General features: G+C 60.2%; 14 protein-coding genes. 6 read left to right on the top strand and 8 right to left on the bottom strand.

Annotation, left to right across the window (positions count from 1 at the left end):
• Positions 1 to 170: 170 nt before the first annotated feature.
• The 4 genes from RW023_RS04250 to galK all read right to left on the bottom strand — a co-directional run bounded on the left by RW023_RS04250 (position 171) and on the right by galK (position 6359).
• A complete protein-coding gene (locus RW023_RS04250; protein ID WP_315580029.1) occupies positions 171 to 743 on the bottom strand; it encodes a hypothetical protein in 573 nt (190 codons plus the stop codon).
• Positions 744 to 797: 54 nt separating this feature from the next.
• Entirely contained in the window at positions 798 to 4430 is a 3633-nt protein-coding gene (mfd, locus tag RW023_RS04245; protein ID WP_399499335.1) for a transcription-repair coupling factor, read from the bottom strand.
• On the bottom strand, positions 4431 to 5039 hold the full coding sequence (gene pth / locus RW023_RS04240) for an aminoacyl-tRNA hydrolase (protein WP_315580028.1): 609 nt from the start codon (positions 5037 to 5039) through the stop codon (positions 4431 to 4433).
• 81 nt (positions 5040 to 5120) lie between these two features.
• Positions 5121 to 6359 carry a galactokinase gene (galK, locus tag RW023_RS04235; RefSeq protein ID WP_315580027.1) on the bottom strand — a complete coding sequence of 413 codons (1239 nt, stop codon included), beginning with the start codon at positions 6357 to 6359 and terminating at the stop codon, positions 5121 to 5123.
• Between the two features lie 158 nt (positions 6360 to 6517).
• Between galK and RW023_RS04230 the strand changes: the two genes are divergently transcribed.
• Positions 6518 to 7060, top strand: coding sequence for a 2'-5' RNA ligase family protein (locus RW023_RS04230; protein ID WP_315580026.1), 543 nt, complete (start codon positions 6518 to 6520; stop codon positions 7058 to 7060).
• A gap of 4 nt (positions 7061 to 7064) precedes the next feature.
• On the opposite strand, the gene RW023_RS04225 is transcribed toward RW023_RS04230, so the two are convergent.
• The gene (locus RW023_RS04225; RefSeq protein ID WP_315580025.1) at positions 7065 to 7895 is read right to left on the bottom strand and encodes an exodeoxyribonuclease III; all 831 of its coding nucleotides are present in this window, start codon (positions 7893 to 7895) and stop codon (positions 7065 to 7067) included.
• Positions 7896 to 8034: 139 nt separating this feature from the next.
• On the opposite strand from RW023_RS04225, the gene RW023_RS04220 reads away from it, so the two are divergent.
• Together RW023_RS04220 and RW023_RS04215 are read left to right on the top strand one after the other, a co-directional pair.
• Positions 8035 to 9075 carry a zinc-dependent alcohol dehydrogenase family protein gene (locus RW023_RS04220; protein WP_315580024.1) on the top strand — a complete coding sequence of 347 codons (1041 nt, stop codon included), beginning with the start codon at positions 8035 to 8037 and terminating at the stop codon, positions 9073 to 9075.
• Positions 9076 to 9138: 63 nt separating this feature from the next.
• Complete coding sequence (locus tag RW023_RS04215) at positions 9139 to 10176, top strand: cation diffusion facilitator family transporter (RefSeq protein WP_315580023.1); 1038 nt, start codon at positions 9139 to 9141, stop codon at positions 10174 to 10176.
• 69 nt (positions 10177 to 10245) lie between these two features.
• On the opposite strand, the gene RW023_RS04210 is transcribed toward RW023_RS04215, so the two are convergent.
• Positions 10246 to 10473 carry a hypothetical protein gene (locus tag RW023_RS04210; protein WP_315580047.1) on the bottom strand — a complete coding sequence of 76 codons (228 nt, stop codon included), beginning with the start codon at positions 10471 to 10473 and terminating at the stop codon, positions 10246 to 10248.
• A 134-nt stretch (positions 10474 to 10607) separates the two neighbouring features.
• On the opposite strand from RW023_RS04210, the gene RW023_RS04205 reads away from it, so the two are divergent.
• The 3 genes from RW023_RS04205 (at position 10608) to RW023_RS04195 (ending at position 13988) form a co-directional block, all read left to right on the top strand.
• On the top strand, positions 10608 to 11483 hold the full coding sequence (locus RW023_RS04205; RefSeq protein ID WP_315580022.1) for a MerR family transcriptional regulator: 876 nt from the start codon (positions 10608 to 10610) through the stop codon (positions 11481 to 11483).
• The gene (locus tag RW023_RS04200) at positions 11476 to 12390 is read left to right on the top strand and encodes an ABC transporter ATP-binding protein (RefSeq protein ID WP_315580021.1); all 915 of its coding nucleotides are present in this window, start codon (positions 11476 to 11478) and stop codon (positions 12388 to 12390) included. Before RW023_RS04205 ends, RW023_RS04200 begins: the two co-directional genes overlap by 8 nt.
• A gap of 71 nt (positions 12391 to 12461) precedes the next feature.
• On the top strand, positions 12462 to 13988 hold the full coding sequence (locus RW023_RS04195; protein WP_315580020.1) for a beta-carotene 15,15'-monooxygenase: 1527 nt from the start codon (positions 12462 to 12464) through the stop codon (positions 13986 to 13988).
• Positions 13989 to 14014: 26 nt separating this feature from the next.
• Here the strand turns inward: RW023_RS04195 and RW023_RS04190 are convergent, their stop codons facing one another.
• Complete coding sequence (locus RW023_RS04190) at positions 14015 to 14137, bottom strand: hypothetical protein (protein WP_315580019.1); 123 nt, start codon at positions 14135 to 14137, stop codon at positions 14015 to 14017.
• Positions 14134 to 14481 (bottom strand): YhfC family glutamic-type intramembrane protease, encoded by a 348-nt coding sequence (locus RW023_RS04185; RefSeq protein ID WP_315580018.1) that lies wholly within the window; start codon positions 14479 to 14481, stop codon positions 14134 to 14136. The genes RW023_RS04190 and RW023_RS04185 overlap by 4 nt, the downstream gene beginning before the upstream one ends.
• Positions 14482 to 14507: the final 26 nt, after the last annotated feature.

Raw genomic sequence — 14507 nt, 5'->3', positions numbered from 1 at the left:
ACATTCGGCGCTCAAGCAGAACTGCTACACCCATACAGCACTGCATATTCATGACGGCATTCGTGCGTAATTTGGCGAAAATTAGACATAGGTCCCCATAAATGCCGTATCGCCCACCCTCTCGGGTGGGCGATACATCACATTTAGACGATCGATCAGTCTGAGTCGAGCTACTGCTGTGCTCCGCTATTGGCGCGGATGACGTCACCGAAAACACCTTGAGTCAGCGAACCACTTTGCGCATCCAAAGTGCCGTACCGGGGATTAATTTCAACCTTGGTTGATTGAATCGTGTTTGCCAATTCCGCATTCGCCTGGGCCAATTGCTCTTGAGACATCCCGGAGGAACGCAGCTTCTGCTGGGCGATCGAGCTCTTAATGATGGTCTTCAGCAAAGAGCTGGGATTCGTAATGGGCGTGCTCTTTCCGCCACGCTGAACAACTTCTTGTCCCATTTCAGCAAGGCTGTCAGTGATTTCCTGATCAGAGACCGTGATGCCGTTCTTCTCGGCAAGCTTGCCGATGGCCAGGTTCTGGCTGAGAGTCGGAAGCAACCGTGAGGCATCGACATCTTGACCAAGCAGCCCACTGAGCTGCTGACTGGTCAAGCTCACATCGGCTTCACTGATACGCGTATCCCCAACGATTGCGGCGGTTCCCGGGTGAGCAGAGCAAGCTCCGAGTCCCAAACCACACACGGCAAGAAGGATCGCGGCCTTTGATGCGCGCGCACGTGAAACCATGAAAATATCCTCCGGTTCATTCACTTCGTAGTCAGTGTCAGTGTAGCGCTCTCATCAGCGCGTTGAAGCCACAGTCGGATTCAGAACCTTCGTCAGAAGGTTCTCGATCCATTCAAGCAAGGCGTGATCGGTCAAAGGCACTCCCCCAACCCGCGCCGTCATGGGGAGCGGAACCAAAATTTGGCGAACCGCAGCCTTGACAACACAACCGGGGTACAAACGCTTCAGACGAAGCGCCTGAGATTCCTTCAATTCGATCGGGTGAATACGCAGGTACTTGCCCTGTGTAGCGACTTCGTCGATCCCAATCTGTCGAAGAAGAGCACGCAGACGCGCAATTTCGAAGAGCAAGTCCACCTGAGGCGGAATGGGACCATAGCGGTCTGTAATTTCGTCGCGCAGATCCTTTTCCTGCTCACTGTTTTCCACCGCGGCGATCTTTCCGTAGACCTCCAAACGCAAGCGTTCTGCGGAAATATAGCTTTCGGGAATATGTGCATCAACGGTTACGTCTAGGCGCAGATCCTTCTTCTCTTCCTTGCGCTGGCCCTTAAAGGCCGCAACCGCATCGGCAACCATCCGAACGTAAAGGTCAAAGCCCACGCCTTCAATGTGTCCCGACTGCGCACCACCCAGAAGGTTACCGGCGCCTCGGATCTCAAGATCACGCTGTGCAACGGCAAGACCCGCCCCCAGATCAGCGTTCTGGGCAATCGTCTGCAACCTCTCATGAGCGGTTTCTGAAAGCGGACGGTCCGAGGGATAGAAGAAGTAGGCATATGCGCGCTCGCGGCCTCGACCCACACGCCCACGCAACTGGTGCAATTGGGACAGACCAAAGGTATCCGCGCGGTCAACGATCAAGGTATTTGCATTGGAAATATCCAGTCCGGTTTCCACGATGGTCGTGCACACCAGCACGTCAAAATCGTGGTTCCAGAAATCAACGATGACGCTTTCCAATTGATGTTCGTTGAGCTTTCCGTGGGCCACTCTAATTCGCGCCTCGGGAACAAGTTCTTGAATATGCGCGGCGACCGATGCGATGGAGTCCACGCGGTTGTGCACGTAGAACACCTGCCCATCGCGCAGGAGCTCTCGGCGAATCGCCGCGCTGACCTGCGCATCGGTGTAGGCACCCACAAAGGTAAGGACGGGCTGTCGTTCTTCGGGAGGAGTCTGAAGAATCGACATTTCACGAATACCCGAAACCGCCATCTCCAAAGTTCTGGGAATAGGTGTTGCCGACATCGAGAGAACATCGACATCCGCGCGCAGAGCTTTGAGCGTTTCCTTGTGTTCAACACCAAAACGCTGTTCCTCATCAATGATGACCAAGCCCAAGTCCTTGAAAGCAATGGCGCCGCTGAGCAGCGAGTGGGTACCAATCACCAGGTCCACTCCTCCCGAGGCCAAGCCTTCCTTGACTTTCTCCGCTTCCTTCGGCGTTGAGAAGCGCGAGAGAGTTCCGATCGTCACTGGGAATCCCGCGTAACGCTCCGCAAAGGTTTCCGCGTGCTGTTGAACCAAAAGGGTCGTTGGAACCAACAGTGCGACCTGCTTGCCATCTTGAATCGCTTTAAAAGCCGCGCGCACGGCAATTTCGGTCTTTCCGTAGCCGACATCGCCCGTCAGCAGACGGTCCATGGGCATCGGCTTTTCCATATCCGCCTTGACCTCATCGATGGTCACCAGCTGATCGGGGGTCTCGACGTAGGGGAAGGAATCTTCCAATTCGCGTTGCCAGGGTGTATCTGGGCCGAAGGCATGGCCCTTCGTCGCCTGGCGGACGGCGTACAAGCGGATGAGCTCTTGCGCGATTTCCTTAACGGCTTTACGCGCCTTAGCTTTTGTTTTCTCCCAGTCGGCACCGCCCATCTTGGTCAGTGCGGGCTGGTCAGACCCGGTGTATTTCGAGATCTGATCCAGACTATCTGTGGGGATAAAGAGACGATCTCCGGGCTGGCCTCGTTTCGACGGCGCATATTCCAAGACCAAGTAGTCCCTGGTCACCTGGCCCTCACCGCGCCCAACCGTGCGGGACACCAATTCGATGAAGCGCCCAATACCGTGCTGGTCGTGGACGATGTAGTCCCCCGGATGCAGGCTGAGCGGATCAACGCCCTTGCGTCTCCTCGAGGGCATCTTGCGCATATCGCGAGTCGTCGCTCCAACCCGCCCAGAAAGATCCGACTCGGAGATAATCGCCAGTTTTAGATCCGGCGCGACGAAACCCTTCGTTCGGGGAGCCGCCACAACATCAAGAACCGATGAATCCTGCGTGGGGTCGATTTCTTGAACAATTCTGCTTCCGATTCCTGCATCGGTTGCAATCGAATACAGGCGCCGTGCAGGGCCCTCACCTTCTGCAGCAAGGATGAGCGTCCATCCGCTGCGGATAAGCGTTCGAATATCCTCGAGTGCGCGAGTGTAGTCCCCTCGGTAGGGGCGAACATCGCGTGCGCCAAGCGCCACCAAGGTGTCCGACACGATGACCGAGTGCGCTTCCTTTTTGAGCAGCACCCCCGACGCGACATCGTTTCCCGCCTCATCCCCGAGGCCGTGGGAATTCTTCGCCATGGCCTCGGCAAGTTCAGCCGGGGGAAGGGCCGTCAGCTCCCACCACGGGCGGCCCTGTGCTCCCCAAATTTCCTCAAGGGGGATGAAGGAGGCATCGCCCGCTTCGAGAGGGACCGCTCCCCCACCTGCGGCCTGTGACCATGCGGCAGAGAGAAACTCTTCGGTTGTTGCAACCAAGTCCGCGCCGCGAGCGCGAATACGTTCGGGATCAATGGTGACAAATAGCCCGCCCGCTGGGATCAGGTCAAGGAAGGAATCCATTCCGCCGACAAGGATCGGCGCTAGGGACTCGAGGCCGGGAGCGGCAATTCCTTGAGAGGCAAGCTCGAGAATCTCCGCGGCGCCGGGCAGACGATCCATCTCACCGCGGGCCTTTGCGCGAACTTGCGGCGTCAGCAGTAATTCGCGGCAGGCAACAGCCCAGACACCCGAATCAACGACTCCCAATGTTCGTTGATCTGACAGTGAGAAGGCGCGGATCTCATCGACCTCATCCCCCCACAATTCGATACGCAAAGGGTGTGCTTCCTGGGGCGGGAAAACATCAAGAATGCCACCACGAACCGAGAATTGCCCGCGCTGCTCAACCATATCAACGCGCGTATAACCCAGGTTTTCAAGCTCCCGGGCAAGGTTGGGTAGATCGACAATATCCCCCGCTTTAACGCGTACGGGAGCGCGATCCGCAATCCCATGAATGATGGGCTGCATGAGCGCGCGAACGGGGATGACGACAACATTCAGCGCCCCGGCATGTTCGTCTCCCGATTGCGGGTGGATCAGACGACGTAGGACAGCAATTCTTTGCGCCATGGTGTCAACCTGCGGCGACAAACGCTCGTGAGGAAGCGTTTCCCACGAGGGGAAAACCTCGACATCGTCGACCCACGCGCGTAAAGCACTTGCGGTTTCTTCTGCTTCACGTCCCGTAGGAACAACGACGTAAATTGTCTTATCCCGACGCTGAGTCATTGAGGCGATCAGAGGAATGCGGGCACCCGCAGGTGCAACGACGCATCCTGATTCACCGTGATCAATGGATTCAAGGACGCGATGAAGCGCCTCATCCTGAGCAAAGACGGGAAGAAGAGCAGAAAACTGTGGCACTTAGGCTCCCTGACGCGTGTGCAGGCGCTGCTGCGCCTCACTGAAACTGGTGGTCACAATATCTTCGACAACATCGGCAGCCTGGGCGATGGTGACGGCTAGGTCATCAAGCTCACTGCCACTCATCCGAGCTAAAACGTAGTCAGCTGGATTCATGCGTCCCGGCGGACGTCCGATGCCGATACGTAGACGGTTGTAGTCTTTTGTCCCCAGTACCTGGGAGATCGACTTCAAGCCGTTGTGCCCGCCTTCGCCACCACCGGTCTTCAAGCGCAATGAGCCAGCGGGAAGGTCCAAATCATCGTGGACGACCAAAAGATGCGAGGGATCAACATTCATGAACTTTGCAAGGCGGCCAATGGGGCCGCCGGAGGTGTTCATGTAGGAATCGCTGGTTGCCACAATAACGCGGGGCCCGGGGATCCCTCCGGGAAGCATTCCCAGCCGAATATCCGCGCAGTGGGTTCCCGATCGGTGCGAACTGAGCTGAACTCCCGCATTGTGGGCAAGAAGATCGATGAGCATATGGCCGACATTGTGACGGGTATTGGCGTACTGCGCGCCAGGGTTACCCAGGCCGACAACCATCCAGGGATCCGTTGAAGTCATAGAACGATTGTGCCACCCCCTTCCTGCATCTGCGTCCAGGAAAGAGATGGCACACCTCGCTCATCCGTCAATTGCGTGGCATCAGAGTTTGCCGGCCGGCGCAGAAGGTACAGCGACAATGAATGCCGGTGCATCCAATCCGCGTTCGCTATAAGCCTGTGCGACCGCCTGCGCGGTTTCCTCTAGACGCTCGCGGTCAACAAGCGCAATTGCACTTCCGCCAAAGCCACCACCGGTCATTCGCGCTCCGTAAGCTCCTGCTGCTCGCGCGGCGTCAACGGCAACATCGAGCTCTAGGCACGACACCTCGTAATCATCGCGCAGTGAGTCATGTGAATCATTCATGAGAGCGCCCACGACTTTGAGGCGATCCCCCTCAAGCGGCCCCTCCTGCAGGAGCTCAATAAGGGCACGGGTGCGCGCAATTTCAGAAACAACGTGACGCATACGCTTAATCAAGCGCTCATCACTCAAAGCTTGAGTGGCGGCCTCAAGGTCCTCGACGTCAACAAGCTGTTCAACGCCCAACTGGAGTGCGGCCTCTTCACAATCGGCACGACGCTGACCATACTGCCCATCTGCGAGCGAATGAGCAGCACGGGTATCAATGACCAGTAAAGCAAGCCCTTGCGATTCCAGATCGAAAGGAATGTGCTCAACGCTCATATCTCGACAATCCAATGCCAGCGCGTGTCCACTGAGGCAACGCAGTGAAGCGGTCTGGTCCAGGCCGCCGGTGTTCGCGCCTGCGATCTGATTTTCTGCCATGCGAGCACACTCGACAAGGATTGCTCGCCCCTGATCGTTCGGCGCACTCAGCGGGCCCGCCAGGCCCAGGTTTTCGGCCTCGTCGATCGCGACAGCCATCGCACACTCGAGTGCAGCCGAAGATGAAAGCCCACCACCGCGGGGTACGCAGGAGTAGAGCGCGGCGTCAAAACCGTGAAGGGGACCATACCCCGACTTTTCGAGGGCCCACGCAACGCCAGAAAGATATGCGGCCCAGCCATTCACTTCACCCTCGCTTCCGCGCGGAGCAATGAGGTCGAGGTCTAACTCATCCACGGCCTCGCGAGTCTGGGGCGACACCAGGCGCAGCAAACGGTCTTCGCGAGGGGCATAGGCAATGAATGCCCGATGCGGCAGGGCGATTGGCAGACAGGGACCACCGTTGTAGTCGACGTGCTCGCCAATAACGTTGACACGTCCAGGGGCAGACCAGACATCTAGGGGCTGGTAGCCAAAAGTTTCTTCAAAGAGCTGAGCAGCTAGTTCGCGTCCTTCTTCGGCGCTAAAAGCCGCTGACCATGACAGTTCCACGTGCACACTTCCTTGGGTGTTTCAAACTCGTACACTACCGACAAGCCTAGCCTATTCAGGCAGTTCTCTACGCAACGATCTTTGTCAGCTCAATGTGCCCCGAACCCCCGCGTCCATGTACCATGAGCAGGTTCCTATTCCCCATTTCAGGTAGTTCAATGTATCTTCCACAGCGCTTACCGGGCCAAGAATGGCTGGGCGTTGTTGTTGCCCTGCCTGAACCATGGGTGAGCGTTCTTACCGATATACGCGTGAGCCTTGGGGATGATCAGGGCACGAAGGTGCCCGCGCACATTACAATCTTGCCGCCCACCGCAGTGGATATGGAACGGCGCGAAGAAGTGATCGAGCACCTTCGCAGCGTCGCTCAGCGCTACACACCTTTCCGCGTCACTCTGGGAGATACCGGCACTTTCCGCCCCGTTTCTCCCGTCGTTTACCTTTCCCTTGCCGAGGGCGAGCGCGAGTGCACGATGCTGGCCGAAGATATTCGATCGGGTCCCTTGGATGCACCTGTGCGCTTCCCCTATCACGCTCACGTCACCTTGGCGCAGGGCGTCCCCGACGCGGTCCTTGATCGCGCAATGAGTTTGGGCCCCTACGACGAGGCCTCGTGGATGGTTCCCGGATTCCGCTTAGATCGCGTGGATGAGAACGGCGTCTACTCTTCCATGGCCCTCTTTGATTTCGAGAGTGCCTGAGTACTCAGAGTTCGTAGCTCACCGACAGTGGGGCGTGGTCGCTCCACCGTTCCTCGTACGAGGCCGCGCGACCGATTGAGAAAGACTGGGCCTTTGCAGCCAGCGCGGGTGTTGCGAACTGATAATCGATACGCCAACCGGTGTCATTGGTAAATGCCTGACCGCGCTGAGACCACCATGTGTAAGGTCCCTGAACGTCTCCAGCAAGGTCACGCATGACGTCATGCCACCCCGCATCAAGCCACTGATCCAGGAATGCAATTTCCTCATCGAGCACACCCGCGCGCTTGTTGTGGTTCGAGGTCCAATTCTTAATGTCGGACCTGGTTCGAACGATATTGAAATCTCCGGCCACAACGGTTCCTAAGACGTCCGTAGAACCTGCTTCGGCCTCGGAAAGAAGCTCCCCCATGCGGCGGCCAATACGCGGCAGATGGGCCATCTTCGCGTCCTGTTTGGGGGTGTCTTTTTCACCCGAGTGGAAGTAGGCGGAAACGACGCGGATGCGACCCGCTTTGGTTTCAACCACCGTTTCTAGCCAGCGTCCCGAATCAACGTCGCTTTCCTGATCATCAAGGAAAAGGCGCGGTTCTCCACTGATATGAGCACTGTCCTTGCGCACTGCAACTGCGACGCCAGCACGCCCCTTGATTCGGCAGGGAAGAATGATGCTTTCCCACGAATCGCCCAGCAGCTCAGTGGCGATTTCTTCATCCGCACGGACTTCTTGGAGAAGAAGAACATCACAGGGGTTGGCATCGAGCCACTCCATCATGCCCTTGCGGTGTGCGGCGCGGATTCCGTTGACATTAACGCTGGTAACAGTGAAAGCCATGGGCTTCAGTGTACTTGCTTAAGATTCAGCGAGCTGAGAGAGCATTCTTTGCCTTCAGTGAAATCGCGCTCTATCAACTGCAGTCCCAGCCATTGACGAACTAGTTTTATGAAAATAGACCTTCTATCCAAGGAGTGCCATGCGCGCTGTTGTCATGCACGAACCCGGCAATGTCACCGTCGAAGAGATGCCGATGCCATCCATCCTCGAACCCACGGATGCCATCATCAAGCTGGCGGCCACGTGCATTTGTGGCTCGGACCTGTGGCCCTACCGCGGTGCTCAGCCCGTTCACGAGCAGCGCATGGGCCACGAGTACGTCGGCACGGTTATCGAGGTCGGCTCCTCCGTGACGACCGTCAAGCCCGGTGATTTCGTCGTGGGTTCCTTCTGCATTTCCTGCGGCGAGTGCGCGATCTGCCGCTCCGGCTACCCCTCACGCTGCTCAACCGCAGCCTCCCAGGGTGACCCCTTCGTCGGCACGCGCGCCGGCGGCACCCAGGCCGAGTATGCCCGCGTGGCCCTCGCGGACGGCACCCTGGTGAAGACGCCTGCAGTCCCCACGCCCGAGCAGATTCCCTCCCTGCTGGCCGCCTCCGACGTCCTCGGCACCGGCTGGTTCGCCGCCGACGAGGCCGGGGCAGCTCCGGGGAAGACCATTGTTATCGTGGGCGACGGCGCCGTGGGCCTCGGCGCGATCATCGCTGCCAAACAACTGGGGGCAACCCGCATCATTGCGATGTCGCGTCACACGGATCGTCAGGCACTTGCCCGTCAATTCGGCGCGACTGACATTGTTGAGGAGCGCGGCGAAGAAGGTATTGCTCGGATCAAGGAGATGACCGGCGGTCTAGGCGCAGACGGCGTCGTCGAGGCAGTGGGCAACGAGGCGTCTTTCGACCAAGCCCTGGGCTGCGTACGCCCCGGTGGCCACCTGTCCTTCGTGGGCGTTCCTCACGGCGTCTCCCTGGACATGAACCGCATGTTTGGGGCGGAGATCCACATGTTTGGCGGGCCTGCAGCCGTGCGCAAGTACTTGCCTACCATGATCGATCTCATCTACCGCGGTGAGATCAACCCGGGTGCCGTCTTCGACTTGGTCCTCCCCCTTGAGCGAGCAGCCGAGGGCTATGCCGCAATGGACGAGCGTCGCGCAACAAAGGTGATGCTGACACTCTAATCACCAGCTTCGTCAACTCTCAGTGCCCTGTCTTCAGCCAAGACAGGGCACTATGCTTGCTCTATGCGTTCTACACCCACTCCTTCTCCCAGAGATGAACATGCGACGGCTCCGTGTCTGCCCGGCGTAAAGGAAGATCCTTGCGCAGAGTCACCGAGCGCCATTGAAGAACTCCCTGAGTCCACAACGCATTCCCATGGCCACGATCATTCGCACGGACATACTGCCTCTCGTAAAAGGCTTGCGATTGCGCTAGCAATTACAGCGACGGTTTTCATCGCAGAACTTGTTGCCGCTTACTTCACGTCTTCTTTGTCTCTTGCAGCCGATGCCGGGCACATGGCGGTCGATTCTGCGGGGCTGGTCATCGCTTTTATCGCGGCAACGCTTGCTTTGCGCCCCCGTGATAACCGGCGGACATGGGGATGGGCGCGCTCAGAAGTTCTTGCCGCAGCCTTCCAAGCAGGCATGTTGGTCATCATCAGTATTTTAGTTGCGATTGAAGGCATTCAACGCTTGCTCTCCCCCGTCGAGGTTCATGCAGCACCCATGCTGTGGGTTGGAATTTTGGGTTTGGTGGCAAACGCACTCTCGCTATTGGTACTGATCGGCGGGCGCCACGCATCGCTCAATATGCGCGCAGCCGTTCTTGAGGTGGCCAATGATGCTTTGGGTTCTGTTGCAGTCATCATTGCTGCAACTGTTGAATTGATCGGCGGATGGAACCGCGCGGATGCAGTAGCGTCGATCTTCATCGCGCTGTTAATGGCTCCGCGTGCATGCATGCTGCTGCTTCGAACCTTGCGGATTTTGATGGAGGAAGTCCCCGAGGAAATCAACCTTGCGCAGGTCCGTCAGCACATGCTGTCGATTCCCTTGGTCGAGGACGTTCACGATCTTCACGTGAGTTCGGTGGCTTCAAACCTGATCACCGTCACCGCGCATATTGAGGTTTCCGAGGCCGTCACTGCCGGTCAGCGAGACCAGATTATTCACTCTCTGAACGAGTGCGCGATGCATCATTTCCCGGTCGAAATTGCTCATTCAACCTTCCAGGTCGAATCAATCTCCCACGCAAAACACGAGCACCTTCAGCACTAAAACTATTTTTCGCCTCTACGCCCTTCGCTTCTCTCAGGCTGCTCAGGGATAAACACCCATACGGCACCCTCAACGAAGGTGATGTGCTCGTACAGGGCGATCAGCTGGCCCAGGACCGACGGGGGTCAGGGAAGGGGCCATGATCGACGTCGTGGGACGGTTGCCGGTGAATACGCGGGCGGAGACGATGGCCGCGTGCGTGAAGGCTTCACCAAAGCAAGCGGAACACCTTTCGTCGGCGGGCACGTCCGCGCATGCAAGGCCCAAGACCCCTGCGCCGACCACAAAAATCCTCATGACACCATGCTGGCGTCACCCAGCAGCACTGCAGCGCTGATCAGCTCGAATCTTGGGGTGCAGGGCTCCGACGAAGACGTTCACGATCCTGTTTCTCGCGTGCCCTTGACAGTGACGTAGGGTCACAGTGTTCGATGGGTTCCATGAGAGTCAAAGAGATGGCTGACCTCGCGGGTACAACAACGCGGACGGTGCGCTACTACCACCGCGTGGGGCTTCTGCCTGTGCCCCCGGTCGTCGCGGGGCACCGCGACTATGGAATCGAGCACCTGGCACGCCTGCTGCGTATCCGTTGGCTTGCTGAGTCCGGCATCCCACTGGGGAAGATACCCGAGATACTCCCCGAACGACCCGATCAGCCGATCGACGCCATCGAGGCCGATCTGCTGGCGACTCGAGCCCAGATTGAAGCCCGCATGGCGGTCCTGCGCGACCAGTGCGAGCGGATAGACCGACTCGTTGCCAGGGTACGCTCGGGCGAGGTGCTTTCGCCGCTCCCGGTCGTCCTCGAACATTTCTACAATCGCATCGAGGTCCTTATTGAGGACCCAGCAACGCTGTCCATCGTGCACACGGACCGGCGCATCATATTGACCCTGGCGCTGTCGGGACTCATTCCCTCCTCGCTGGGTCCTCTCATTGATGGACTCAGCGACGAGGACCACCGAGCGGTGGCCAGCATGCTCACTACGTTCGCTAAGCTCGACCGCAACCGCTACCCCGATGCTTATGACGACGAGGAGAGGAAGCGCGTCATCGAGGAACTTGAAGAGACCACGTGGGCAGTCCTCGAGCGCAACAGGTCGACCGCCCTCAGAGTGCTGCAAGACCTGCCCAGCGGCGGACCCGGGCACCTCCTATGGAAGCAGGTGGCCCGCCTGTCCAAGATCGGCTATCCCGAGCCGAACCAGAGACAAGTCATCAAGCTCTTGCTTCGTCGCGTTCGCGACGACCCAGAGTTTGGTCCGGTACTTGAAGAGAAAACAGGAAAGGACTGGGACCTTGTCTAATCTCATCGAGGCCGAGGGCCTCATCAAGAGCTTCGGGAAGGTCAAGGCGCTGGACGGCCTCGACCTGGGGGTCGGGAAGGGCCAGATCCACGGCTTCCTGGGCCCCAACGGCGCGGGGAAGTCCACGACGATCCGCGTGCTGCTGGGCATGTACCACACCGACGGCGGCCGTGCCCGGGTCATGGGGATGGACCCCACCCGCGAGGCCTCCGCGATCAACCGCCGCCTCGCCTACGTGCCCGGATCGGTGAGCCTGTGGCCCAGCCTCACGGGCGGGCAGGTGCTCGACACCCTGGCGGGCCTACGTGGCTCGCGCGACCGCGCCCGCGAGGAGGAGCTCACCGAGCGCTTCGACCTTGACCTCACCAAGAAAGTGCGGACCTATTCCAAGGGCAATGCACAGAAGGTGGCGCTCGTGGCCGCCCTGTCCGCGCCCGTGGACCTGTTCATCCTCGACGAGCCGACATCGGGCCTGGACCCCCTCATGGAGCGGGTCTTCACGGACGCGGTCCGCGAGGCCGCCGAGCGGGGCGCCACCGTCCTGCTGTCCAGCCACGTCTTGGCGGAGGTTCAGGACCTGTGCTCGCACGTGACGATCATCAAGGACGGGCGCACCGTGGAGAGCGGCGACCTGTCGTATCTGCGTTCCCTGGCCGAGACCGCCATCCGCGTCGGCGTCGGGGAGTCGGACGCGCGGCGCCACCGCCTCGTCGAGGCCCTGGCCGGACTCGGCGCCCCCGTCCGCCCCACCGGCACCCGCGTGGAGACCCGCGTCCCCTCCTCCCTGGTGGCCGCCGTCCTGGGCGTGGTCGCGGGCCTGGGGGTCGACGACGTGCAGGTGGAGCCCACGAGTTTGGAGGACCTGTTCATGAGCCACTACTCGGGGGACCAGGGGGCGGCATCATGAGCGCGTTCACGGGACTGCGCCGGTGCCTGGGGCTAGCGACGCGCCGTTACAGATGGCAGGCGGTGGCGTGGATGGCGCCGATGTGGCTATTCCTCCTGGTTAATCCGATCGCTCTGCAGCGCACCTACCCTTCCTTCGAGGAACGCACCACACTCCTGTCCCAGATGGGCGACGCGCCGGGAGTACGCCTGCTCTTCGGCCCGGCACCCGCCACCGGAAGCGTAGGGGAGTTCGCCAGTTGGGAGGACGGCGGATACCTGCTGTGGTTCGTGGCGATCATGGCGATCATGCTCACGACCGCGCTGGCCCGGCGTGACGAACAGGACGGATACGTCGAAGTCCTGCTCGGCGCGGGCGCGGGCAGGTGGGCACCCTTTGCCTCGGCATTGGTGTGGGCGCTGGGTGCCATGGCAATCCTGGGTATCGGACTAGCGGCCTCACTGATCGGCGTGAACGCCGTCGTGGGCGAGACTCCCCTGAGGGGCGCCCTGGTTTTCGGCGGTGTAACCATTGCCCAGGGGTGGGCTTTCGTAGGAGTCGCCCTGGTGGCCTCGCAGTTGGTGCGGGATACCTCAGCCGCACGGGGACTGTGTCTCACGTTTTTCGGGGCAGCCTTCGCCGTCCGCATCCTGGCCGACGAGGCGGGAGTCGCGTGGCTGCGCTGGCTGAGCCCCCTGGCGTGGCGGGACATCGCCGAGCCTTTCGGGGCGCAGCGCGTCTGGGCGCTCGCCGTCTTCGTGGGGATTGCGGCCGCGCTGGTGGCGCTGGCGGGGCTGCTCCACTCCCGCCGGGAGTTGCTGGGCGCACTACTGGCCGACCGCTCCGTGTCCACCAGGCGGTGGCGCGTCAGCGGTGCCCTAGGTTTGATCGCGCGCCTGGGCGTTCAGCGGCTAGCAGCATGGGCCTTTGCTCTGGCGCTCACGGCCGCACTCTTCGGCGTAATGTCGGGCGGGGTGTCCGACCTGATCGCCAATAACCCGGCCAGCGCCGCCTACATCGACAAGATGGCCCCCGAGATGCGGCCCGTCGTCCAGTACACCACGTTGCTCACGGTCCTGATGGTGTCCCTCGTGGCCACTGCGGTCGTCCAGCGGGTGCTCGACCTGGCAGCGTCGGAGGCGCGGGGGCTGCCCGAGGCGGTGCTGGCCTGCGGAGTCCCGCGCACTCGCGCGCTCATAGCGGCCCTGACCGACGCGATCGGCTCAGGGGTGCTCCTGCTCGTCGTGTCAGGCGCGGTGCTGGCAGCCGCCACGGCCACCCAGGTGAGCGAGGACCACGCCGCCGGCCGGGCTCTCGTCTCCACGCTCACCCAACTGCCGGGAGTCGTGGCGGCGGCAGGCATTGCCGCGTTACTGGTGGGTGCAGCGCCCCGGTGGCGGTCCCTGACGTGGGCGGTCATCGCGTGGAGTTCCTTCGCGCGCTTCTACGGGGGCCTCATAGACATGCCGAAGTGGGCGCAAGATCTCAGCGTTCTCGGGCATGTGGCCGACCCATGGGGAACGACCCACTGGCTACCCTTGGTCGTCCAGCTCGGCGTGGGCATCGCGTGCTGTGCTGGCGGCCTCATCGCCTACCGCGTGCGCGACATTCCCGCGTGAGCGCACGTGTCCCGCCCGCCGCTCGCTCACGATGCCTGCGCGCCCCCGCGAGCGAGCGGCACCTTAGTGGAGACGTAGAGTTTCCTCACCGCGAGCGCGAGGATGATGGTGACGATCAACGCACACACCTGCGCCACGATGACACTCACCACTCCACTTTGATACGAAGCAGTCCCTGCATCTGCCCAAGCGTGGACGAGGATCGCGCCGAGAATCCACCAGCGGTGAACCTGACCACCATCCAGACCAACATGGCAAGGGCGATGTGCAAGGCAATGGCGATAAGGCGCTCGCCAATGCTTAGGAGGTAGAACGGCGTGGGTGCGTTGATAAGTGAGTCGAACTGGCGGGCGACAGTATTGCGCTGGATGTCGGGCAAGCCTGCGAGGAATGTCTCGCTCACCCCCGCGTTGATGATGCTTACCGAGGTCACGATGCTAGAGACCATCACTACTCTCACAAGAAGTATTGCCTCTTTCGCCGCAGTCTGCACCGAAGCGGCACCTTTCTTCGGCTAGA

This window comes from uncultured Actinomyces sp. (assembly GCF_963542285.1).
Classification (GTDB): domain Bacteria; phylum Actinomycetota; class Actinomycetes; order Actinomycetales; family Actinomycetaceae; genus Pauljensenia.
The sequence above is the reverse complement of the archived record's forward strand: the minus strand, read 5'-3'. Positions and strand labels throughout refer to the sequence as shown.